Below are 24,184 nucleotides of genomic sequence, written 5' to 3'. Positions count from 1 at the left end.
TGGTATTCATGAAAATACTTATCATGAGCGATACACATGGCGACAGTCAGGTGATCGACAAGGTTAGAAATTTTTATCCTGATATAGATGTTTGCATACATTGTGGTGATAGTGAGCTTCCTTATGTACATGATGCATTAAAAGGAATGAAAAAAGTACGAGGGAACTGTGATCGGGAGGAAGCTTTTCCTGAGGAAGAAATTTTTACAGTCGATGGCGTAAGAATCTTGGTGACTCATGGTCATTTATTTAATGTGAAAAGTTCCATGCTGTCCTTAACCTATCGGGCAAAAGAATTGAATGCCCAAATTGTTTGTTTTGGTCACTCTCATATTCTCGGGGCTGAAATGATGGATCATGTTTTATTTATCAATCCAGGAAGCTTATTAAAGCCACGGGGTCGCAAAGAAAAAAGCTTTGCCGTGCTAGAAATAGAAGATTCGACTTTTACAGTGGAATTTTGGACGGATGATCAACAATGTATGTCAAGTCATACTTTCCAACGAAATTAATACGACTTAAAAATCCGCATTACTCTTCAAGTAAGCGGATTTTTATATGGGGTGGTAAAATTGACTAGGAATGAATGATGTTGAAATAGAAAAAATAAATAGAAAAGGTAACAAAGGAGAAAATATGGAAAAGACAATTGGCTGGAAAATGGACAATAGCTATGTTCAACTACCAAGTATTTTTTATTCCGGTATGACGTTAAACCCTGTTCGTTCACCCGAATTAGTCCTGTTAAATGAAGCGGTAGTTGCGTCACTAGGATTAAATAGTCAAGCTTTAAAAAGTGAAGAGGGCATAGCCGAATTAGCTGGTAATAAAGCCCCTGATGGTAGTATTCCTATTGCGCAGGCTTATGCAGGACACCAGTTTGGACATTTTAATATGTTAGGTGATGGACGGGCTCTTTTATATGGCGAGCAAATAACACCCTTAAATGAACGCATGGATATCGCACTAAAAGGGTCTGGCAGAACACCTTATTCTCGTGGTGGAGACGGAAGAGCCGCATTGGGGCCTATGCTTAGGGAGTACATCATTAGTGAAGCGATGTTTGCGTTGGGGATTCCCACTTCCCGAAGTTTAGCGGTAGTGAGTACAGGTGAAACGATTATCCGTGAAACTGATCTACCTGGCGCTATCCTTACGAGAGTTGCCAGCAGTCATTTACGGGTAGGGACCTTTCAATATGCAGCACAATGGGGTACAGATGAAGAACTCCAAATCTTAGCAGATTATGCCATAGAACGGCATTACCCAAATCAACACGGTGACACGAATCGCTATCTTTATTTATTGCAGGAAGTCATTAAAAAACAAGCATCACTTATAGCAAAGTGGCAGTTAGTGGGCTTCATTCATGGGGTCATGAATACTGATAATATGACCATCAGTGGGGAAACCATTGATTATGGACCGTGTGCCTTTATGGATGCCTATGACCCAGCGACAGTGTTCAGTTCAATTGATCGACAAGGGCGTTATGCGTATGGTAACCAGCCAAACATTGGTGGTTGGAACTTAACACGCTTGGCAGAGGCGTTACTTCCCTTAATTCATGAAAATCAAGAGCAAGCCATTGAACTTGCTCAAGCTACCTTAGAACAATATCCAAAGCTGTACGTTCAAAACTGGCTGAAAGGAATGCGAGCAAAATTAGGGTTATTCGATGAAGAGCAAGAGGATATGAAGCTTATAGAAGAACTTTTACAGCTCATGCAACAGGACAGAGCGGATTATACTAATACGTTCATCGCCCTAAGCTTTGACCAAATCGATAAAACCTCGTTATGGAAGTCGTCAGCATTTAAAGACTGGCATCAAAAATGGCTTGCACGATTAGCAAGACAGTCACAAACAAAAGACACGTCACAACAATTGATGCGTCAGCATAATCCCGCCATTATTCCACGTAATCACAGGGTGGAGGAGGCATTGGAAGCGGCTGTAGAGCGGGGAGACTATAGTGTGATGAATAAATTAGTGACAGCTCTGGCACAGCCCTTTGCCCACACGCATGAACAACAGGAATATGCTTCATTACCAGAACCGTCTAATCAACCATATCGAACTTTTTGTGGCACATAAGTAGACAACGAGAGGAATGGCTCCTCTCGTTTTTTTATTGTGCAATGGCACCCTACACAAACCAAACGCATACCCTATGTATGAATAAAGGTAAAGGAGAATGGATTCGGTGCATAAATATTCAAAAGGTTGGTTTGTAAAAGAGCTACGAACACATGGCATTTTAGTACATCCACAACTTAAAAGTCATCTAGGGTTATTTAAAGAATCTGAATTACGAAATTTATATTATCGCTATGTAGAAATAGAAGCGGCTGAGCAGATTCAAAAATAGCTATATTGTTTGAATAACTCCTTTCTAGGAAAAAATGGGCATAGAAAGGAGTTTTACTATGTGGATGATAGCACAGACATGGCAGGATGTCCTATTTTTACATTGGCCAGTATCACCCCCAGAATTAGAAAAACATATACCTCCAGAACTGACGCTAGATCTATTCGCAGAAGATGCCTGGGTAAGTGCGGTACTTTTTAAAGTCCATAGGCATCGCATGCGATTTCTACCACCCATTCCTGGCTTGAATACTTCCTTACAATTGAATGTACGAACATATGTAGAATTTGAGGGCAAGAAAGGAATCTATTTTTTTCATTTAGATGTGACTAATTATGTCTTCTCAAAAATAACGGCATTAGTCAGCTTACCCTATCGATACTCAAAAATTGAAGGAAAGCAAAGGGATAATGACAACACCTATACGAGCTATTATAAAACATTGGATGAAAGATTGAGGGTGTCCTATACAATAGGGAACAACACTCAAACTAATTTTGACCAATGGCTTGTAGAACGTTACCATTCATGGGCAAAATGGAACGATACATTATTTCGTATTGATATTCAACATACACCGTGGGACTTACAACAAGCTGAAGTAAAGATTCAAAGCAATACGTTAGCTTCTTTTATGAAGGGAACCTTTCAAGGGACACGACCCATTGCACATTATGCAAAGACAAAAGAGGCAAAAGTTTTTCCTCCAGTGATTGAACAACGGAAAACAAGATCTATACAAAAATAGACCTTGTTTTTTGTAAGTGAGAGAAAAAAACTGTTTTTATTTTAAAAGAGATAACAAAATTGCATGACAATAGCGCCGGCAATCATATCTGACATGGCAAGTGCCTCAGCCTCAATTTCATCAAATATGTCCACGTCAGCTTGATAATCTTTTTGAATCATGGTCACAGCTTCATTCTTTGTTAAAGCCAAATGCATATAAAACATCTTTTGTACGGCCTCCATACTTAAATAAGGATTGATCGTATGCAAAAATTGTGCAATATCGTCAGCATTACGATACCAATCTCTCTCTTTTGCCTCAGCCGTCGCTGTATCTCCTTTAGTAGCAGCAGTCACTAACTGAGCTGCAATCACAAGATGCTCTTTAATTAAAGCTGCATATCGATCTGCTATAGAGTCACCATAAAAGGGACGGAGGCAATTCCCTAAATCGGTTGCATTTCGTAACAAACGCTGCTGTACAAAGGGTAAATCGGGCAAATTGAAAACGATGCTAATAATCGTCATCCGTGTCCAATTTACATGCTCCATCCACAGTAGCCGATTCATTGCCATATAATCCGCCTCTGCTTTACTAATACAGCGTCGATTATCAGCTGAACGTAAAAAATGACGAATCGGTGCTGTGTATTGCGTAGAGGGGGATTGATACAATTGGCTTAATGAAAACCCATTTGAATAAGGGTACAAAACCTCACTCCTTTTCATTCTTTTTCCTACACTAGCATACTCCCAGGTAGCTCTATGTATGAAAGCAAAGAAGGCCAAGGGAGGAGATCTAGCATCAATCCTCGTACATCATTTTCTTCGTCATCCCACCGTCGACCGTTAAGTTAATGCCCGTAACAAAATCATTCAACGGATTTGTTAAATAAAGACATGCTTGAGCAATATCCTCTGGCACACCCACTCTCCCTGATAAATGCTGCGCATGGTCAATCGGACGAAGTTCCTCATAATTGCCAGTCTCAATCCACCCAGGCGAAATACAATTCACAGTAATCTGATCAGGACCAAACGATCGTGCTAAAGCATGAGTCAATGCCACAATCCCACCTTTTGTAGCGGTATAGGCTTCAGTAAAAGGTTCAGACATTTCAGCCCGTGTAGAGGCTAGACATACAATCGAGCCTCCTTTGGCATTGTGCCTCATCACTTTCGCAGCCTCCCTTGCACAGAAAAAGGCACTTGTTAAATTCGTTTGCAAGAGATCGTTCCACTCCTCCCACGTAATATCATAAGGGGATGTATGTTGAAACTTTCCAGCATTATTAATGAATATATGAATCGACCCATATTGTGCGACCGCTCGTCGCATCAATGAAACAATATCCTGTTCCTTCGCCACATCCGTAGGAACAAAGATGACAGAGAAGCCCTGATCGACCAAATCCGTCTCTAATTGCTGACCTAATCCCTTATTGATATCAGCAATAACCACCTTCGCACCCTGTCGTGCATACGCTAGCACAATGCCCTTGCCTATTCCTTGTGCACCACCAGTAACAACTACAACAGCATCCTTAAACATCTACATACCTCCCATTGATTTCTAGCCAATATTTTAACAAAAATTTTCATGTTCGACCTATCGATAAGGTAAAAAAATGGTATAATCTATATGGTGAAAACATATGATAAAACATAGATGAGGGAAACCTTGCCTACATAGTAAAATTAATGTTGACATTACGCCATATAATACATATAATAAGTATTGTCCTTCCTATGGAATACATAAGAAACGACATCATGTCTCAGTAGCTCAGCAGGATAGAGCAACGGCCTTCTAAGCCGTCGGTCGGGGGTTCGAATCCCTCCTGGGACGTATCAAAATTAGTCACAAACCATTGATACAATTGGATTTGTGAGAAACTAGGGATTCGGTCGGGGCTTCGGTCACTGATGCAGAATCCCTTTTTTATTCCCCTAAGAAATTACGTAAATATAGTACCGAAATTATCTTCCAATTCAATTGAATGGAGGATTTTTTTTATGACTAAAAAGTCGGGATTATTTGATGTAGACTTCTCACTGATAACTAAAGAGCTTACCACTACTATTAAGGGGGAGGAGGTAACTACTGCTCGTTACAAGCACTTTTCAGAAGCGTTAGGAACTATAGTTAATCAAATGGAGGTGAGTTGTTATCGTCCTCGAACTATCAAAGATTACAATACAGTTCTGATGAATTTCTCAAAAAGTACCGGGGTTACCTTTTTGGAAGACATCACAGTAGAAACGATTTACTCATGGCTTGATAGTATGCAGGTAGTGAATCAAACAAAGCTTACACGTCTAAAAGTTTTGAAATCTTTCTTAGGCAAGTGTTTCAACAATGGTTGGCTGAGCTTGAACTTTTGGCAATTAATTAATGTGAAGGTAGATAAGAAGGTTAAAAAGGGAGCAAAGCCAAATGATATTGCAATTCTTGTTTCGTTGATTGATAAAAGTACATTCATTGGTCTGAGAGATGTAACAGCTATTTTAACGATGTACAAGACAGGGATTTGCATTAATACACTAGGACAATAAAACGAGCGACATATTGATTGGGGAAACAACACCCTTGTGCTAGATGGAGCGATTTTGAAAAACCATCAAGTATTGAAGTTGCCGATAGATGACCAACTAGTGAATCTATATAAAATGCTGATTCAATGTAATGACAAGCTTAGAGAACACTATGGGGAGAGGAATACCAACCTTTTTATAACAACCAAGGCGACAATATTGAATACCAAGTCAACAAACAATGCTATTTCAAAGCAACTCACAAAGTATGCGAAACGGTTCAGTTTAGAAAATATCAATGCACATGCTATTAGAAGAGCCTATGCGAAGAATTTACATGATAGGGGAGCAAGCATTGCTTTAATCAGTAAGGCTCTTGGTCATTCAGATTTAGCTGTCACAACTCAATATCTTGATTTAGATGTTGAGGAAGTAGCAAAGGATTTGAGGGAGTATCTGTAAATTGACTTTTCGAAAACTTTGTATTAATATATAATACATCTAGTATTACTTTTTTTAATACGAGGGGGGTTTGGATATGGAAAGTATACCGAAAACAATTAGTTTTAGGACAGATGAAATAACGACACAAAAAATGGAGAAAATAAAAGAGCGTGTATTCGAAGGTAGAGAAGTAAGCAATGCTTTAATACTTAGAACTGCAATAGATTTTCTTCATGACAATTATGGGAAAGGTCTTTCTGATACTGAAGATGTTTTTGAAGTAGTAAAAGCTTATGTTAAAGTGACTTATCTAAATAAACCTAGAGTTGATTTTGGAGCTTTAGATGATTTTATATATGATTTGAGGCAAGTTTATGATGAACAGGATATAGGAGAAACTTTAGAAATTGCAAAACTCTATGATGATGAAAATCCAATTACTCTTGCTCAATTAATTAGGTTTAATGACAGAAAGCTTCCTGAGACTTTTTTAAGGATTATGGAAGTAGATGAAGAAGAATATATTGAACTCTCAGATGACATGTTAGCAGATTTTCTACTTACAAAGTTTTCTGATGAGGAATTTAAAATAAAGGCAAAAAGACTATTTAAGATAGTTTGATTGCTTAAGTAACAAATAAGAGGAGCATTACAAATGAACCAAGTACAGTATCAAGCATAGGCATAAGAAGTATTACAGGATTTACGAGAACAGAATGTTTTTGTTGAGCGTACGGAACTCGTTGAAGCTTATTATGATTTGTTTAACTAATCTTGTGGTGGAGTGAGCTTGTTCACTCCACTTTTCTCTAACTTATAGAAAGGAAGATGAGGATGTACAAACACTTTAATCCTATTATTAAAGTAAGTAGTTTTTATGCTTTAAATGAGAATTATGGAATATATTTGTCGTTTAAAGAGGCTCAATTATCTGAGGTACAAGACCTATTAACATTTGCGTATGAAACTTCAGAAGGTCAATTGCACACGGACTTTATTAAATCCTATGCTTTAAATATGCAAGAACATATAGAGAGTTTAAAACGATACAAGTTGTTATTAGAATCAGCTTCGGAGGAGTTATTAAAGCTACTTAACAGTTTTGGAGAGCTAGGGCAGGCTCTAGTAAGTGAGGGCTTTGATTATTCTCTAAACATTGATGTTGATACTTTATATTTCTTTAAATCAATTGGGTATGATTCTTATTTGAGGTCTGAAGGTTATATGATTATTGAGCTTTTGAAGGGTAAAAAAGGTTATAAGACTAATCAACTTTCAGTAGGCTTCACTAACAAAAGTCTTGATGAATTAAAAAATGAACCATCATTTATTCAACGACAAATCAGTAAGTTTAAAGACTTGAATACCGCTGAAGATATTAACGAGCACATGGAATATTGTAACAGGCTTTTATTCGAATATTTTGATGTTAAAGAGATTTACGAACTAATCAATCTTAAAGATTCGATTGCTAAACAGTTATTGGGAGAACCATTAGAAGTATATAAAGAAATCTATAATACAGCTAGGTTTCATAGCATAAAATGCTCGCTCCCTTCAGATTTAAAGGAACTATTTAATGATGATATTTACAGTTTAATTGTAGTCGAAAATAATATTTCTAACAAAGAAGCCCATAAAGAAATACTCGATAATGAAAAATACATTGAGCTTTGTGAGCGCTTGGAAAATCGTAAAAAAATGTTAATGGAAACTTTATCTATTGACCAAAATCTTCTTGATGAATATATGAGCTATGTTCCAAAAGAAGAAAAAGATTGAACATATAATGCTCGTCGAGGGGTTTGGGGACGGACGAAAAGTGAGTTTCATGTTTCGCATATCGTAAGTATCGGGAGCGAAGCGAGAGATACTACTATATGCGAAACATGAAATCACAGCGTCCCCAAGAATATTAATTTCAAAATACCCCCGAATCAAAATATATTTATATAGGATTATGTTTTTAATATATATTTTGATTCGGGGGTAAATTTTTAAGGGAGAGAAAGTAATGCAAAAGAATAAGTTGTTATTTACAGAAAAGGAACTCATTGAGTTGACAATGGAGTATGGATATAGTGGTTCAGAATTAAATAATCCACACTTTTTAGAAAAGGGTTACTTGAAACAAAATGGCACATACGATTCTTTTATGAAGAAAGTTAAATCAATCTGTGAATCATGTATTCGTTTAAAAAAGAAAAAAGGTCAACCTGTAATGTATGAAATTACAAACCTATATGAAAAAGCTAATCGAATCCCAGATTCTCGTATTAATAATGGGAATAAATTGACTGAAGCTGATTTGTTAATGAAAGACTACATACATTTCGCTTTGTGTGTTAATGAAATAAATGATGGAAAAGCACATTCTTTAAATCATTGGGCTGAGTTATTCGGACTTACTACGAGAGAAGAATTAAATGAGTTAGCTGATACAAATGTCTTTACTGATTTGTATTGGGGAAAAGAAGTTGCAAAAGTAATTAGTACTTTTAAATCAACCATTACTAGAAGAAACAGAGATGTTGTTTCTAATTCTTTTAAGTATTTGGAAAAGCAGAATAAGATTAAAAAGAGTGAAGTTCCTATGTTCATTTATTTAGATAATACTGTAAAGTCAGCTTCCCACCAGGAATATGATGAGATTGATATGGCAATAGATGAGATTTTAACTGCTAATAATGTAACTAGAAATGATTACTATTATAATCACTCTAAGCAAAATGTTATTAGAGCAAGAGCAGAAGTACAGATTATGCTTAAAGAAAAAGGTTTAAAGAATTTATTTATAGCCAATCAAATTGAGGTTATTGAAATTCTTCCTGAAGAACAAAGGGTGGATATGCAACAATTCCTCAAGGCTTTTTCTGATAGATTAATCCAATTGACCTTAACGAGAGAGAGTAAGCCTGCTTATCAGGTCAATTATGTAGAAAAAAGATTTTATATTTTCAACACTTTATTTTTACTGAGAGAATTAGGCTATCAAGTCGAAGAGGCATTAATTTCGAAATATGAACCTACTGAATCAGATGTTGAAGCTATTCATGATTCTAAAAAGGAATATGCAATGGAAAAACGAGAGCAGTTTAAGTTGCAATATGCTTTTTCTAATAGAATTAAAGATGAAACACTTCAAAATTGGGAATTTAGAACAGTTTACCTTTAGTGGGTTGGCAATTAATTGTGAATGAATTGAATAGAACCTTAGCGCATCATTAAATTGGTGTGCTTTTTTTGTTGTTTTTTTCATAGAACAGCTCTCATGCGATTCGAGAATCAGTCAGATGGGTACTTGGTAACGTGGATTGCTATCGGGGTGGTTTACGAACTAGTCACCTAAACTCTTCGGGAAGCTAAGTTTAATCATGACAACTATTTCCCTTAACAACCTCTTAGATGTGTTTAATAAGACTGTGACCCATGTTACAGTTTCACAATATTAGTATAACAGCTTCAATAGAGCATCATACGAGCCAAGCAGAAACAAATTTCGGTGTATGTACACTCATGACTGTGTGGCTGTTACTCACACGATACGAGCAGGTCTAAATAGCTTATAAATCTATCTAACCATAAAGTGCAGCTAAATAAAGGAAAACTCATCACTATTACTCAAATTGAATGACAAATTTTTTTATAGTGATTCATAAGGGGAAATTTATTGTCACTTATATTGTGTGATTAAGTCATACATATTCATATATGAACTATGGTCTTAACGATAACGGATACGACAGGGGGAAGTTGTCATTACATTAAATAATTGTTTGAGAAGCACCAAATTGTTGATGGTTGTTCTATATATAGCTCTAAACGCAATTGAGATGACCAACTATCCAAATGTTCATTTCTCAATGAGTGTGAGGGCGCTATACAGAAGTAAATGCAATCTGTTAGCTGATATAAAGCCTGTAGCAAAGCTTAACAGATTCAACTTTGAGTTAGGTATATCAGAATAATAGAAAAACACTCACAGAACCGTTTAATGAGCTTGTGAGTGTTGCTATTTAGGCATATGTGCGACATTTAGTATAACTGCTTTTATTGGTCATGTATAGAAAAATAAGATTATAAGTCTGTTAAATCGTATATACGGTCTAACGGAGTTAAATCATTATTTATCACTTCATTAACATTCAAACCATTTTTATGAAGTATACCCAATGTACGTATCACTAAGTTTTTATTGACAAATACCTTCCGTAAATCATCAATATTTTCAGTAACATAAGTAGTGAAATCGTAGTTATCATGCAACTCATGAGTTAAATGTCTGATTGGAGCGAGTAGGAAGTGAGAAAGATTAAAGGAACAATTTGTATTAAGCGTTTCGATAATCAGTGTTTTATGAGTGTCTAATTTTTTTATTTCTTGTGAATGGTTTGAAGCGGAATCTTGGACAGCTTCTAGGGCAAAAGTGTATGCCAATAATTTATCTTTAGAACTAGGTGAAATCTTTAAAACGTTTTTTTGGTTTATTTCTACTGAATATCGATTTAAAAAACCATAGTCAGGGTGCGTGATACCTATTCCTTTATCACCATCAGTTATGTATGTAGATTTAATTGTTAATGAATTTAGGAAGATAAAAGTTTGTTCTCCTAAAATGTGAAGTTCGGAATTTATTAAATCTTGAATAGTGATTTTATTTTGTTTCTGTCTAACATAAGTACTTGATAAGAAAAGCCAATAATTCTTAATTCTGATTGCAAAATAAAGTTCTGCGTTCATTAATTCTGCGAAATTTTCTTTGTCATTCAGTACAGTATTAGTTATTTTCCATGTTTGCTTTTCGGTAGATTTAATTTCAATAGCCAATCTTCTATCATCTTTAGTGATAAAAAGAACATCTGTAGTAACCGTATTAGTAAGCCTAGAAAATCCTTCTTCGAAAGCTACAATATCTTTAAGATTACCAAGTAAGTGACACATCAATAAGAACTCAAATTCTGCCTCTTTTCCTTCAATTCGTTTAGTACGGTCAATTGCATTTAAGCTAAGCATATTTGCTACTTGCTCTAAATCTTGCTCTGATATAAATGGTTTCATACTGTGGTATGCTTTAATTTTTTCCATGGGTGTTGAAGTCATCAATCAATTGCTCCTTTTACTTTTTATTGTTAATTACTATTTTAATCTAAGTAATAAGAGAAAGCAGTATTACATTTTTGATAGTAGTAGAATTATTAAAATTAGACTTACAGCAAAGTGACTTAGTTACGTCTATTGGAATCTAACGACAATTGTTACGATAACGAGATGTACGAATAATGAACTTACAATTATTATATTTAACGACCGTTTGATGTAACAAATTGTTCGAAATGAAGAAGCTTGATTTGATAGGATTCCGAAGTTACAAAAAACTATTACATTTAAAGTTACATAAAAGGTTTATATTAACTAAAGCAGATGGTAGAGTAAATGTAACACTAAATGTATTCGGAGGAATAATAATGAATAACACACAGGTTATTGCCTATGCTCGAGTATCAACAGAGCAACAGGAACTAGCAAGACAATTAGATGCATTAGAAAAGCATGGTTACGATAAGTTGATTCAAGAGAAGTACACGGGCACTAAGAAAGACCGAGAAGGCTTGAACAAGCTACTTGATGTAGTACGAACAGGCGATACGGTAGTAGTGGAATCAATCAGTCGTTTAGGAAGGAACACTATTGATATTCTGACAATTATCGAAGGCTTAGACAAAAAGGGAATCAACTTTGTTTCACTAAAAGAAAACATAGATTCTAATACACCTACAGGAAAAGCCATGCTAGGAATGATTGCAGTAATTAGTCAGTTAGAGCGTGATTTAATTGCTCAACGTACTAAAGAAGGATTACAAGCTGTGAAGGCTAGAGGTGTAAAGCTAGGTAGACCGTCAGTTGATTCAGATAAGATTAAAACAGCTTTGAAAATGTACGATAGTGGAGAGTACAGTGTGAAAGAAATCATTGCTACTGTGGGTATTTCACAAGGCAAGCTATACAAAGAGATTAACAAGCGTAAAGAAAAGCAGTTAAAGGAAGCTACACAGGGTAATAAGTAATTATCTGTAGTGAAAAAGGTTGATTAATAGGGCTTTTCTGCGTGTTCATTTACAACAGATAGCCCCTTAAAATATAGATTTTAATGAGCTGTCGTGAAGATGTTAGAAGGCTTGTTCGGTGTAATAGGATAGCCGTTACAAGCCGTGATAGGTCGAGTTGAAACATTGGTCAATGAAGGTCAGAAACGTCACACAGAGCCATTTGACAAGTATTGAGAATTTTGCTTATCAAAGTTAGGTGTACCCCCGTACTTTCCGATATTTTAGTTATTCCTAAGTGAGAACAAGCACGACCTACTACACGCACACCAAAAGGGGATTTACAGATATCATAATTTCAACAGCATATGAAGGGTTTGAAAAGTTATGGGAACTTAAGTGGTTAGATATAATCATAAAGTAGAACTTTTCAAATAGTCAGTTATATTTGACAAATTAGGTATTTTTATGTAATGTTTGGTTGTGCATTCAATTGGGAATGTTAGTTGGAAGTTTCAACGCAAGCGATTCAGCGAGCATTTGAAGAAGAATACTGACTACTATTGTCATAGATTTATCAATCATTTGTTCTGATACGCTAATCAATTCGTAAACAACTCCTATAGTCACTGACGGATATACATCCACAGTATGATTATAACACTTATTCAGTTTGATGAGATGCCCAGGCTAAGGAGTCAGCTATTTAGACGTTATTACTTAGTCTGCAATTTTTGTATGCTAGAGAGCAGTCTTTTTAATTGGCAAGTTAAGCTCTCTAGCTCTTCAAACTAAAATTTAACTAAGGACTAATATATAATGACAATAGATTTTGAAAAATATAAACCTAAAGCATATTTACATTTAGATAAAAGAGTTAATTTTAAGCGTGTTTATCCACAAATTAGTAATCCAAACTTTGTGGAAAAATATGCTTTTTATCCTTTTATTCATTTTAAAATGGATTTAAAAAAATATACTATTAAATCTGATTACTCTAATAGCGAAGCTAGAATAGCTCAAAATCAAAAAGATTATAAGTATAGAAAGCCAAAAGAAAGATTAATATTCTATGCTTCACATATGGATAGTTATATATATAAATATTATGGAGAGAAGTTAAATAAGTGTTATACAAAGTATGTTAAGAATGTAATAGATATCGATAATGAAGTGTTAGCTTATCGTGATAATAAAAAAGGAAAAAATAATATCCATTTTGCTAAGGAAGTATTTAAAAAAATAATAGAGCAAGAAAAAGCATTAATTATTATGATGGATTTTACATCATTCTTTGATAATCTTAATCATAAAGTGTTGAAGCAAAATCTAAAAAGGGTCTTGGACGTAGATGAGTTGCCTACATATTGGTATAAGTTATATAAGTCTTTAACGAAGTATTGTTATGTAGATAAGAAAAAACTAGACTCTTTTTTAGAAGAGCAGTATGGAGAAGGTTATAAAGATAAAATTAAGAATAGAGAAATCACTAGGTATATGTCACCTGAAGAATTTAGAGAACAAAAGAAAAATCCTGGTTTTATTGAATTTAATCCAGGTAAGGATAAAGGAGTTCCACAAGGTTCTGGCATGAGTTCCGTATTATCAAATATCTTTATGATTGAAGCAGATGAGAGAATAAAGAAACTAGTCACTACTTATAGTGGGATGTATAGAAGATATTGTGATGATATTGTAATAGTCATACCTTTAGAAGATAATATAGATAAAATTGCTTTACGAAATACTGTAGAAGAAAATATACTTTCTATTATTGGTGAATATGAAGGGCTAGTGGTCCAAAAAGAAAAGACAGAAATCTACGAATATAACAATAATCAAATTTATCTTTTTAATGAAGTGCAACAAGAAGATGTGCCAAGAGTAAGTAAATTTGATTATTTAGGGTTTTCCTTTGATGGGAAGAAGATTCAATTACGTGAAAAAAGTGTATTTAAATATTATAGTCGAGTCTATAAAAAAATTAGAATAGTAAATAAGTATTCTGCGAAGTATAATAAAAAAGTTTATAGAAAATCTTTGTATCAAATATATACTCATATGGGTAGGGATTACAAGGGCTATGGTAACTTTATTAGCTATGCTGAAAAAGCACATAGTGAAATGTCAGAATTACCTATAGAGTCATTGATATATAATCAAATCAAACGACACTGGTATAAAGTGCAAAAAAGACTAATAAAATATGATTTTAAGTAATAAGAAAGAAAAGGAAAGAGAATTTCTAAGCTTTTTATTAAATCAGTCTTTAAATAAACATTTATAGTACTATAATATTAGAAAAATGCCTTCGACCAAAGTTCGTTGTTGAGAAAATCGTTCAAATAACCGCATATTGCTACATGTAAAGAGGGCTTTTAGACTCTCTTTTTTGTTGCGTAAAATCATTATTTTCAAGAAGTAAGTCACATGTGTGATTTAGATATTAATAAGGGATATACTTCTGTGTTTTCGATATACAAAAAGAACTTTTATGTATGTGAAGCCATGTACATTTCTACAGTGTGTGGTTGTGGTTTATATATGATTATAAAATAAAACTAATAACATTAAGAAAACTAGATGGGTATACAGTCTTTTTCCTAAAGAACTATAAATGTGTTAAAAAGTGGATACCTATTTTAAAAGGTGTATAATAGAGAAGGAAATATTTTTCTTTATCAAGTTGGAGAAATAAATTATAATTTTTTTCTATTAATCTAAAAGATTCAAATTAGAAAGTGTGAATTAAGAGATGGAAATAAATTATTTAAATAGGTTTTTTACTAAAAGAAATCTATTTGCTACATTACAAGAAAAGGACTTTCAAAACTGTTCTTTTATTGAGGAAGTATCAGAGAACTATAAAGCATTAAGTTTAAAGTATCGAAATGAATTTTTTTATAAGAACACTATTTTTAATAAAATTGTTCTTGGTAAATATAGTCTATCTACTACAGTGGCATACAGTGAAGTAAATATTGTAAAGTCTAAAGCTGATTATATAATAATAAATAATTTAAAGGCAACAGTTTATGAAATTAAGACTGAATTAGATAATTTAGAAAGATTAGTATATCAATTAACAGATTACTCCAAAGTATTTAATGAGATATTTGTTGTTACATCAGAAAATCTTTATTATCCCGTTTATAAAGTTTTAAAAGAAGCTAATTTAGACGTAGGGATAATAGTATTAACTAAAAGGGATAGATTAAGTGTTAGGAAAAATTCTGTAAATAATGTATGTAATTTGAATCATGAGGCTTTATTTAAACTTCTTAGAAAGTATGAATATGAAGAAATTTTAAAATTAAAGTTTGGGGAAGTACCTAATGTTAAACCGGTTGAATATTTCAAAGCGTCTCTAAATTGGTTTAAAGCATTGGATATTCTTGAAGCTCAGCGTCTAGTTTTTAAAAGTATTTCTGACAGAAAAAAAATAAAAAATAGTGTTTTATTAAAGCAAGTACCATTTGAACTTAGATGGTTAGTTTACAATGAATGCAATAATGATAGTGAAGTTGAAAATGTATTATGTAAATTAAGGGGCGATTAGATGTATTATCCGTTGATTAGAGGTAGGCAATATGATTTATTGGCATTAAGGGAACTAATAACGAGAGATTTATTAAGCAAGAGAATTATACCTATAATTGAACCTATAAAAATTAGTCCGACTTTGGTTTCTACTATTAAATGTTTTGAGGAAAGAGAGAAAAAAATAATAGTAGTTACAAATCCAAAAGTAGGGGCTATGAAAGAAGAATTATCTGTTGAAAAGATTTATATCCAATATAGAGAAATGATTAATAGCAATGCAGTAATTATCGGGCATCACATGAATAAACAGTCTGAAACTCAAATTGGAGCGAATTTAGATGAATTTAAAATAACTTTAGGGGACATAGCGATAATTCACAGTGATAGAAATTTAATTGATTTGTATAAACAGATTTATAAAGATAATGGCTTACTTCATTCTCCATGTATTAATGTAGTACCACAAGACAGTTCGTATCGCAGGAGATTAAATGGAGAAAAATTAGTTATATTAGAAGATAAATTTAATAAATTAAGTAGAAATGCTGATTATGCAGATTGTGAGCATGAGTTTTTCTCTGAAGAACATCTCTATTTTAGTGTAGATGGCTATATTGGATATTCTGATTATTCAATTGTAGGTGCAGATTATAATGAGGCTGGATTTGCTCCTTATGCTGTAGCTATTCATATTGTATTTCCAAATGATGAAAACGCTTTGGAAATTATGCATTTTGTATCTGATTCAAATGAAGATACAAGTGACCCAGCAGGTAAATTCTCTGAAGCATTAGGAAAAATGATTACCTGGTTAGATGAACGGAACTTTAATGAGATTATGTCTACTTATGCGATAAGTGTATTTAGGCAACATTATGAAGATGGAACTTATCCAGGTTTACCGACTTTGAAAAAATTATCAATTATGCATCATCTTGAGTTAGTAGGTAAAATTTTAGACAGAGTAGAGGAGAACACAAAAGGATGAAATGCTGTGAAAAATGCTTTATGCATGGGGTTATTAAAGATACAATCCGTAGCTTAAGCAATAAAGCATGCTGTGATTTTTGTGGTTCTCAAAATGTTTTTGTGTATGATATCAGCAATGATTCAGGGTTGGATGTAAAATTTAGTGGAATATTTAATGTATTTAGAAAAAGAGATGAACTACCTGAAGATTATCCTTCGGGTAAATTATTTTTAATTAAGGATGTCTTTGCTAATCAATATAATGTATTCTCTGATGTATTTCCAAAGGAAAGAGTAGTCGATTTTTTGGAAGAACTTTTAAAGAGTAATTTCCCTGATAAAGTAGAATTGTTAAGAGAAACTGTGGGTGTATCAGAATATACTTCAAGTAGCTTTTTAAATAGTAGTTCATTATTAAAAGAATTTACTTGGGAAGAATTTATAACGTACATACGTTGTAATAATAGATTTCATTCAAGACATATTAATTTTGATGTTTTTAAGGAATATATTGAAGGGCTAACTAGAACTATTAAAGAAAACTCAATATTTTATAGAGCTAGGATAAGTAATAATGAAGAATTAATTAAAAAAAAGATGTACGCTCCTCCAGCGTATTTAGCAAGTGCTGGTAGAGCTAATTCAGAGGGAATAAGTCACCTTTATTTAGCTAAGGATATAGAGACTGTAATAAAAGAAATTCGTCCAAAAACAAAAGATAAAATATATATTGGTAATTTTAGATTAAAACATGATATTAAGGTGGTAGATTTTCGAAAGCTAAAAACAATTAGTATTTTTGATTTTGAAGATAATCCTGCTAAATATATAGTCAATTATGATAATTTTCGAAAACTGAGCGAAGAAATTTCAAAACCAATTAAAACAGGGGATAGCATATTAGATTATCTACCAACGCAGTTTTTTGTAGATTTGATTAAATCAATTAATGATTTTGACATGAGAGAGGAGGATATTCGTTTCTCAGGGATTGAATTTAAAAGTACATTAAGTACCACGGGACACAATCTAATGGTTTTTTCCCAGAATTGCTTTGAATGTATTGAAATTAGTAAGACAGAGATTAACGCAGTTTCATATAATCATGAAGTTCAACCATTGGAAGATTGATATAACTGGATTCTCTTCAGGTATAGAGTTTATAATGAGTGAGGAAGATACTTTCGGTCTTAGAACGTAATTTGACCGAATCCCTATTACGAAATGAATACGTCTCAAACACTTGGTGTGCCTAGTATAAGTAGTGAAAACTATAGTGTAAACTAAGCCGTCGGTCGGGGGTTCGAATCCCTCCTGGGACGTCATACAAAGCCTTACAGCCACATGATCTGACCCAAAAAAGTTAGACATATTTAGTTAAGCAACTGCTAAGACCTGAGTTCGGTACTCCACCGGGCTTAGGTCTTTTAATTTTTCTTTCATTCGTTTGTGATTGTAATAGTGAATATAGTCTTTGAGTTCCTGTTTAAAATGTGCCATGGATTCAAATTCTTGTAGATACAGGAGTTCAGATTTTAATAAGCCAAAGAAATTTTCGTTGACTGCGTTGTCCAAACAATTACCCTGACGGGACATACTCTGCGTAATACCATGTTGCTTTAATGTTTGTTGATACTTTTTCATTTGATAATGCCAACCTTGATCTTAATGAAGAATAACTTGATCACTTGATTCGAGGCGCTCCAATGCTTGTTCTAACATATTATGGACTAGTTTATACACTGGACGCTTCATTACCGTGTATGCAATGATTTCGCCATTACATAGATCAAGGACGGGTGATAAATAGCGTTTCTCACCAAATAGATGGAACTCTGTCACGTCTGTTACCCATTTCTCGTTCATTTTTTCCGCTGTAAAATCGCGTTGTAATATGTTTGGGGCAATTTTTCCGACGTTACCTTTATACGAACGATATTTCTTCATGCGGACTTCGCACTTTATGCCAATGGCATTCATCAAGCAGTTAATCGTTTTCGGATCATGATGAATACCAAATTTTTTTAGTTCTTTGGTGATCCGACGATAACCATAACGTCCCTTATGTTCATGATAAATGGACTGAATTGCGACTTTCACATCAGCGTATTTATCATGACGATTCAAACGCTTTTCCCAGTAATAATACGTACTACGTGGAATATCAGCGACTTTGATTAATTCCACTACTTCATAGATTTCCTTTAGTTCATAAATTACTTGCGCTTTGATTTGATTGGTAATTTTTCTTGCATTTGAACTAAAGTATTCAACTTTTTTAAGTACGCATTCTCCATTTCTAATTGTTTGATTCGTGCTTCTAACGCCTCAACAGATCCTTCAGCTGGTGTTGATTTCGTTGTTCATTTTGTCTCTTTTTTCATAGATAGATGCCCCTTTTTCTTAGAAACAAGAGCATCATAACCACCAACTTCAAACTTCAACTTCCAATTCCGAATCATGCCAGGAGATGAAATATTGAATAGTGCAGCTGTGTCTCTCGAAGATGTACCTGTCTCGTTCATATAATTAAGTACATTCATTTTATAGTCAGCTGAATAGTTTGTATAGGACTTTAAGAAAGTCTCTACGCCATTTTTTTGATAACGGCGAACCCATTCACTGACAATCTGAGCTGTCACACCGATATCATTCGCAATTTCGATCAAAGTTTCATTTCCATTTAAATATCGTTGAACTGCTTGAATACGTTGTTCAACACTTACTTTTGTCATAAAAAAACCCCCGTAAAAGTTAGATTAATGTCTAACTTTTACGGGGCAGTTCACACAACGGTTGTAAGGCTTTTTGTTTTAATTCAAATTGTTTAATTTATAAATGGTGCCCAAAGTGTGAACAAGGTCCGTGATATGTTTCATATAAATGCCATAGATATTCATTGTTTTCCTAATTTTAACATCCCAAGTGAGTTTGAACTTTCAGGTGCTCACCTTCATAAGTAGCAGAATTCTAGGTAAATCGGTTTTTTTTTTCTTCTAACGCTCCCATCATTGATTTATTGAAGTTGGTCGATCATTGAAGGTATTTGTTATTGTGGATTTAAACAAATGTATAAATATGAAAATAGTATTAGAAATTCCTTCATTATCCATGTATATTTGTGAAGAAGGGAGATTGAAAAAAATGAAAAAAATTCTTATTATACCACTTACATTGCTACTAAGTATTTTGTTAATAGCTTGTAACCAGAGTGATGAAAGTGGTAAGAAAACAGATGGTGCTGATAAAGCATCCGAAGACCCATTAAAAGTTGATAAAGGTCTTTTAAATGTTGAAGTCACAATACCAGCTACATTATACATGGGGCAAGACGTAGATACTATTATTTCTGAGGCAAAAAATAGTGGAATTAAGGACGTCATTAAGAATGATGATGGTTCTTTAACTTATAAAATGTCAAAATCCAAGCACAAAGAAATGATGAAGGATTTAAAAGAAAGAATTGTAAAAAGTGTAGAAGAACTTAAAACAAGCGAAGATTTTGCTTCTATAAATGATGTAGCTTATAACAAATTATTTTCTGAGTTTACACTCACAGTAAATAAAGAAAAGTATGAGGGGAGTTTCGATGCATTAGCGTCTTTTGGGCTAGCTTTAGCAGGTATGTACTATCAATTATTTAACGGTGCGGACGTAGAAGATTATAATGTCACAATAAATTTTAAAGATGAATCAAATGGAAAAGTATTTGATACTATGGTTTATCCAGAGGCTTTAAATGAAAATGCCAACAAGTAAGTTGAAGAGCACCTAATGGGTGTTTATTCTATTTTAAACTTAAGAGTATAGTGAAATCTCACTATATTATGTATATTTATGTATTGGAGCGATTTTAATGAAAAGAACATTTATTTATCTATTTATGTTCTGTCTGTTTTTAGCTGGGTGTGGAAGTAATCCTACAAGTAACTCATTAGCAAATGAAACAAGTAAAGATAAAATAGACGAAAAGATTGAAGAAGAATCAAAGGAAGAACAAAAAAATGAAGAATTCGAACTTAAACAAATTGGTGAAACTTTTAAATTAGAAGATTGGGAAGTTACTTTGGAGTCGTTTGAATTTAACAAGACTATTATAAGAGAATCGGTTTCAACTGAAGCTAATGAAGGAAACAAGTTTTTAATACTGAATTTTAACGTTATTAACAATGGAACAGAAGCTGATCAGTTAATGAAACCAAGGAATGGAGCGTCTATAAAAGCTGTTTTTAACGACAAATATGATTATGAAATTTCTTTAACTTTAATGGATGGTGATTTACATCACGAAAATGTGCGCCCTTTATCAACTGCTAAAGGGTTTGTTGCTATCGAAATGCCGGATAATGTAGTGGAGGCTTCAGAAAGTATAAGTATCTTCATGGAGAAAGAAGAAGATAAAGTCCAAATAAATATACGATAATTTATTAAAGCATCCTTTAATTAAAAATAGGATGCTTTTTATTATCTCGAAAAGATGTGGGATAATGGCAACAATTAGAATAGCAATTCAATGCGGATACATCAGCTGTGGATAGGGCCAGGGTCACCTTACTTATAAACCCGAATTTAGTAAAATTTGTTATAAAAGTGTAAGGCGGTTACTTTACAATAAAGATATATTATTTCTATTTATGGAATATTATAAGTAGTCAAGTATGGGAGAATTGATTTAGATGAATAACGATAATGTTTTTACTTGGGGAAGTGCTGAGAATCCTACGATAGTTTTTTTACATGGTTTAGGGAGTGCAGCATTAGCCTTTAAAGAAATGAGTAAGTAGTTTGATGGGTGTTGTAAATCTATTCGTGAATATAAAGTAGTTATTTTTAACAACTACAATTTTGATTCTCTGATAAGCTGTAGTAACGATCATTCTTTCTTTTGTATTGCTTTAAACATTAATATAATTCCTAAAATACATAAACTCCCTGATAATAGAGTAAGGACTATTTTCCATCCTTCACTGACAATTTGGAAATATTTTAGATATAAAGCGACTCCATATATGCACAATAATATACCCCAAATCGTTCTTAACATTTTCATAGAATTCTCATTCCTTCTTCTACAAGGTTTTAAATATTTCTGTATAGCGATTGTAACACAATATATGTTAATCTGGTGTGGAAATGGAAATTTAGTGACATTGAGACCCCATAAGATAGAAGAAAAAGCTTGAAATAGAAGTCCTATATTACTGGTTTTCTAGAATTCATTATTATTTGATAAATAAGATATTGTGTCAGAAGTAAGTTTCAATAGTAGGCGAATCCTTTAAAGAGGCTACCTCCATGAAGTTTGTGTAAAATATCAAAAAATTGTAAAATAATACATAATTAAATATGCAAAATATTCAATTATTAGGAGGTGGAGTGTGTGGATGAAAAGAAGTACGGGAAATGGCAAGTTTTAGCTATCATATTGATGATAGCATTATTAGTTGCAGCGTTTGTTTTATTTTTCTCAGGTCATTACATGGTCGGATTTGTACTATTTGGAGTTTTCATGCTGCTTTTGAATTTTGTGAGTAGTTGGAAAGCCCTTAATAATTCAGAATATGTTTATTTAAAAAATCATAAAAATAATGTGAAATGGTAATTTAAATGGGTCCCTCATAAGATATTGTTCAGCCAAAATTTTCCGGCTGAACTTTTTTATGTAAATTTAATCTATCAGTAACTAAGGTAAAACCTTGAGCCAATGTAAGACAGAAATCCCCTATACCAAAAGGACTGGCGTGTATGAACTTCATCATACACGTTAGTCGAATAAGGAATCTATGTTAAAATACTGCGTTAATGGCAATTTCCTACCTTCCTTATCCCATTTATGGTATTCATCAAAAACTACCATCACATTATGATTTGCACGTACCTCTATTAAATACTTGACAGCCATAAAACTACGCCAATAATCAAACATTATACTCGTTAAACCTCCCTGATAACTAAATTTTCCAAACTCATCCAAGGAATGATTGCCGTATTTGGTTTTAAATATTTCTATCATTTTTGATTCTATTTCAGTAATTTTATTAAATTCAACGCTATTCAATAAATATTTCTTTGCTAAATAATCACACATTCCTTCTTCAAACCATATACTGTCCTCTCTCTCATCATCGAACTCATCAATGAATAAATTTGAATGATGGGCTAATTCATGTCCTAATATCGTTAATAAATGATTTTCTGACATATTTTCATAAAACTCTTTAATACTTGGATGATCATTCTCATGACCTTCTAACTGGCTAACTAATAATTTCCTCCAACCTGATAAGTCAGGAGAAATATAAATCGTATCCTTGTTTGTAAAGGCAGGTATAGGAATTTGGGAAAATATAGTTGTAGCTAATTCTTCGGATGTCCAACCTATACCTTTTGGTAAATCCCTCAAAGCATAATTTTGTTATAATGCGTATTGGAATTTTAATAAATTTTGCGTAAGTCTCTCGATGATCCCCTGAAATTTTGAGAAATCCTCTTCGTTTTCAAAAGCATATAAATGTTTCATTAAATCTCCCCTCTTTTCTAATTCTTTTATTGAGCTAACTGCTTAGGTCTAGTAACCATTAAATGGTTCTATATTTACAAGTATTGGATTTAAGTGAGGATTCATATAGCGAGATGGAAAAAAACGCTTGAGAAAAATGCTTAAGCGGTTCTTTTTCATTCAAATCAATCATGTTTATATTGCCATCAATCATGAAAATAACAAATTTTATTGACAGTTAAGATAGAAAATTGCACACCTAATTTAGCTAACAAGGACACCTAAGTATAGAGGAGCAGTTTGTATGAAAGGAATGAATAACCGTAGAATTCTCGAGTTATAGTGTGTATGTAAATAAATGAAAGGAGAAAAGAAAAATGGAAAAAGACTTAAGAAAAAAAGAACTGAGTGCAAATGAATTCGATTTAGAAGTAGAATTATTAGATTTGGATGAAGTGTCAGCGATTCCAGAAACAACAGCAAGCAGTGGCTCAACAAGTTGTTCAGCTTCATCAACATGTGGTTCAACATCATGCTGTGGTTCTTGTTAATAATTCACTTGGACAAATTTAAGTTTTTATTGTAGAAACCAAATAATCATTATTTATAGGAGGAACTAAAGATGAAAAAAGAGATGACTACTCAAACAGTAAATGCAAAAGAATTTGATTTAGAAGTGGAATTATTAGATTTGGATGAAGTGTCAGCGATCCCAGAAACGACAGCAAGCAGTGGCTCAACAAGTTGTTCGGCATCATCAACATGTGGTTCAACATCATGCTGTGGTTCTTGTTAATAAATGTTTGGAAGAGGTAGAGTCGGTTTCGAAAAATAGTATAAACAATTAATTACTATTTATGGGGAGGAACAAGGGATGAAAAAAGAGATGCATACGCAGGAAGTAACTACAAAAGAATTTGATTTAGAAGTGGAATTACTAGATTTAGACGAGGTGTCTGCGATTCCAGAAACAACAGCAAGCAGTGGCTCTACAAGTTGTTCAGCATCATCTACATGCGGCTCAACATCATGCTGTGGTTCTTGTTAATG

Annotated in this window: 24 protein-coding genes, 1 tRNA gene and 1 pseudogene; 21 read left to right on the top strand and 5 right to left on the bottom strand. The window is 33.3% G+C overall.

Going from position 1 to position 24,184, the window contains the following annotated elements; all coding sequences use genetic code 11:
- Positions 1-8: 8 nt before the first annotated feature.
- The 4 genes from MKY80_RS16695 to MKY80_RS16680 all read left to right on the top strand — a co-directional run bounded on the left by MKY80_RS16695 (position 9) and on the right by MKY80_RS16680 (position 3,119).
- Positions 9-512 (top strand): metallophosphoesterase, encoded by a 504-nt coding sequence (locus tag MKY80_RS16695; RefSeq protein ID WP_090002289.1) that lies wholly within the window; start codon positions 9-11, stop codon positions 510-512.
- Between the two features lie 124 nt (positions 513-636).
- Positions 637-2,097, top strand: coding sequence for a YdiU family protein (locus MKY80_RS16690; protein ID WP_342530329.1), 1,461 nt, complete (start codon positions 637-639; stop codon positions 2,095-2,097).
- A 100-nt stretch (positions 2,098-2,197) separates the two neighbouring features.
- Positions 2,198-2,371 (top strand): DUF2639 domain-containing protein, encoded by a 174-nt coding sequence (locus MKY80_RS16685; RefSeq protein ID WP_008179143.1) that lies wholly within the window; start codon positions 2,198-2,200, stop codon positions 2,369-2,371.
- Between the two features lie 58 nt (positions 2,372-2,429).
- Positions 2,430-3,119, top strand: coding sequence for a DUF2071 domain-containing protein (locus MKY80_RS16680; RefSeq protein ID WP_008179141.1), 690 nt, complete (start codon positions 2,430-2,432; stop codon positions 3,117-3,119).
- Positions 3,120-3,160: 41 nt separating this feature from the next.
- On the opposite strand, the gene MKY80_RS16675 is transcribed toward MKY80_RS16680, so the two are convergent.
- Both MKY80_RS16675 and MKY80_RS16670 read right to left on the bottom strand, forming a co-directional pair.
- A complete protein-coding gene (locus MKY80_RS16675; RefSeq protein ID WP_258954693.1) occupies positions 3,161-3,829 on the bottom strand; it encodes a hypothetical protein in 669 nt (222 codons plus the stop codon).
- Positions 3,830-3,905: 76 nt separating this feature from the next.
- Entirely contained in the window at positions 3,906-4,652 is a 747-nt protein-coding gene (locus MKY80_RS16670) for an SDR family oxidoreductase (protein WP_089985742.1), read from the bottom strand.
- 223 nt (positions 4,653-4,875) lie between these two features.
- Here MKY80_RS16670 and MKY80_RS16665 point away from each other — a divergent pair.
- From MKY80_RS16665 to MKY80_RS16640, 6 genes are all read left to right on the top strand, one after another.
- Positions 4,876-4,949: transfer RNA gene (locus tag MKY80_RS16665), tRNA-Arg, on the top strand.
- A gap of 167 nt (positions 4,950-5,116) precedes the next feature.
- Entirely contained in the window at positions 5,117-5,656 is a 540-nt protein-coding gene (locus tag MKY80_RS16660) for a site-specific integrase (RefSeq protein ID WP_342530322.1), read from the top strand.
- Between the two features lie 12 nt (positions 5,657-5,668).
- Positions 5,669-6,097 carry a tyrosine-type recombinase/integrase gene (locus MKY80_RS16655; protein WP_342533072.1) on the top strand — a complete coding sequence of 143 codons (429 nt, stop codon included), beginning with the start codon at positions 5,669-5,671 and terminating at the stop codon, positions 6,095-6,097.
- 76 nt (positions 6,098-6,173) lie between these two features.
- Positions 6,174-6,701, top strand: coding sequence for a hypothetical protein (locus MKY80_RS16650; protein ID WP_342530321.1), 528 nt, complete (start codon positions 6,174-6,176; stop codon positions 6,699-6,701).
- Positions 6,702-6,913: 212 nt separating this feature from the next.
- Entirely contained in the window at positions 6,914-7,861 is a 948-nt protein-coding gene (locus MKY80_RS16645) for a hypothetical protein (RefSeq protein WP_342530318.1), read from the top strand.
- A 232-nt stretch (positions 7,862-8,093) separates the two neighbouring features.
- Positions 8,094-9,254 (top strand): hypothetical protein, encoded by a 1,161-nt coding sequence (locus tag MKY80_RS16640; RefSeq protein WP_342530317.1) that lies wholly within the window; start codon positions 8,094-8,096, stop codon positions 9,252-9,254.
- A gap of 902 nt (positions 9,255-10,156) precedes the next feature.
- Here MKY80_RS16640 and MKY80_RS16635 read toward each other — a convergent pair.
- Entirely contained in the window at positions 10,157-11,179 is a 1,023-nt protein-coding gene (locus MKY80_RS16635) for a hypothetical protein (RefSeq protein WP_342533071.1), read from the bottom strand.
- A gap of 365 nt (positions 11,180-11,544) precedes the next feature.
- Between MKY80_RS16635 and MKY80_RS16630 the strand changes: the two genes are divergently transcribed.
- The 5 genes from MKY80_RS16630 to MKY80_RS16610 all read left to right on the top strand — a co-directional run bounded on the left by MKY80_RS16630 (position 11,545) and on the right by MKY80_RS16610 (position 17,766).
- The gene (locus MKY80_RS16630; RefSeq protein WP_342530315.1) at positions 11,545-12,144 is read left to right on the top strand and encodes a recombinase family protein; all 600 of its coding nucleotides are present in this window, start codon (positions 11,545-11,547) and stop codon (positions 12,142-12,144) included.
- Between the two features lie 798 nt (positions 12,145-12,942).
- Positions 12,943-14,343, top strand: coding sequence for a reverse transcriptase domain-containing protein (locus MKY80_RS16625; protein ID WP_342530312.1), 1,401 nt, complete (start codon positions 12,943-12,945; stop codon positions 14,341-14,343).
- A gap of 535 nt (positions 14,344-14,878) precedes the next feature.
- Complete coding sequence (locus MKY80_RS16620) at positions 14,879-15,682, top strand: sce7726 family protein (RefSeq protein ID WP_342530311.1); 804 nt, start codon at positions 14,879-14,881, stop codon at positions 15,680-15,682.
- Entirely contained in the window at positions 15,683-16,654 is a 972-nt protein-coding gene (locus MKY80_RS16615) for a sce7725 family protein (RefSeq protein ID WP_342530309.1), read from the top strand.
- Positions 16,651-17,766, top strand: coding sequence for an RES domain-containing protein (locus tag MKY80_RS16610; protein ID WP_342530307.1), 1,116 nt, complete (start codon positions 16,651-16,653; stop codon positions 17,764-17,766). The genes MKY80_RS16615 and MKY80_RS16610 overlap by 4 nt, the downstream gene beginning before the upstream one ends.
- Positions 17,767-18,012: 246 nt before the next feature.
- Here the strand turns inward: MKY80_RS16610 and MKY80_RS16605 are convergent.
- Positions 18,013-19,370, bottom strand: a pseudogene (locus MKY80_RS16605) (IS3 family transposase).
- Between the two features lie 343 nt (positions 19,371-19,713).
- On the opposite strand from MKY80_RS16605, the gene MKY80_RS16600 reads away from it, so the two are divergent.
- The 3 genes from MKY80_RS16600 to MKY80_RS16590 all read left to right on the top strand — a co-directional run bounded on the left by MKY80_RS16600 (position 19,714) and on the right by MKY80_RS16590 (position 22,237).
- Positions 19,714-20,394: a hypothetical protein gene (locus tag MKY80_RS16600; protein ID WP_342530305.1), complete on the top strand. Its 681-nt coding sequence runs from the start codon at positions 19,714-19,716 to the stop codon at positions 20,392-20,394.
- Positions 20,395-20,491: 97 nt separating this feature from the next.
- Positions 20,492-21,058, top strand: a complete 567-nt coding sequence (locus tag MKY80_RS16595) for a DUF4352 domain-containing protein (protein ID WP_342530304.1) — start codon at positions 20,492-20,494, stop codon at positions 21,056-21,058.
- Between the two features lie 957 nt (positions 21,059-22,015).
- Entirely contained in the window at positions 22,016-22,237 is a 222-nt protein-coding gene (locus MKY80_RS16590) for a hypothetical protein (protein WP_089987122.1), read from the top strand.
- Between the two features lie 162 nt (positions 22,238-22,399).
- On the opposite strand, the gene MKY80_RS16585 is transcribed toward MKY80_RS16590, so the two are convergent.
- A complete protein-coding gene (locus tag MKY80_RS16585) occupies positions 22,400-23,038 on the bottom strand; it encodes a hypothetical protein (protein ID WP_342530300.1) in 639 nt (212 codons plus the stop codon).
- Between the two features lie 473 nt (positions 23,039-23,511).
- Here MKY80_RS16585 and MKY80_RS16580 point away from each other — a divergent pair, with 473 nt between their 5' ends.
- From MKY80_RS16580 to MKY80_RS16570, 3 genes are all read left to right on the top strand, one after another.
- Positions 23,512-23,685, top strand: a complete 174-nt coding sequence (locus MKY80_RS16580) for a thiazolylpeptide-type bacteriocin (RefSeq protein WP_008179393.1) — start codon at positions 23,512-23,514, stop codon at positions 23,683-23,685.
- 71 nt (positions 23,686-23,756) lie between these two features.
- Positions 23,757-23,930, top strand: coding sequence for a thiazolylpeptide-type bacteriocin (locus tag MKY80_RS16575; RefSeq protein WP_008179395.1), 174 nt, complete (start codon positions 23,757-23,759; stop codon positions 23,928-23,930).
- Between the two features lie 78 nt (positions 23,931-24,008).
- Complete coding sequence (locus MKY80_RS16570) at positions 24,009-24,182, top strand: thiazolylpeptide-type bacteriocin (RefSeq protein WP_008179397.1); 174 nt, start codon at positions 24,009-24,011, stop codon at positions 24,180-24,182.
- Positions 24,183-24,184 lie beyond the last annotated feature (2 nt).

The organism is Lysinibacillus sp. FSL R5-0849 (genome assembly GCF_038595075.1).
Classification (GTDB): Bacteria; Bacillota; Bacilli; order Bacillales_A; family Planococcaceae; genus Lysinibacillus; species Lysinibacillus fusiformis.
This window is presented reverse-complemented; position numbering and strand designations above follow the sequence as displayed.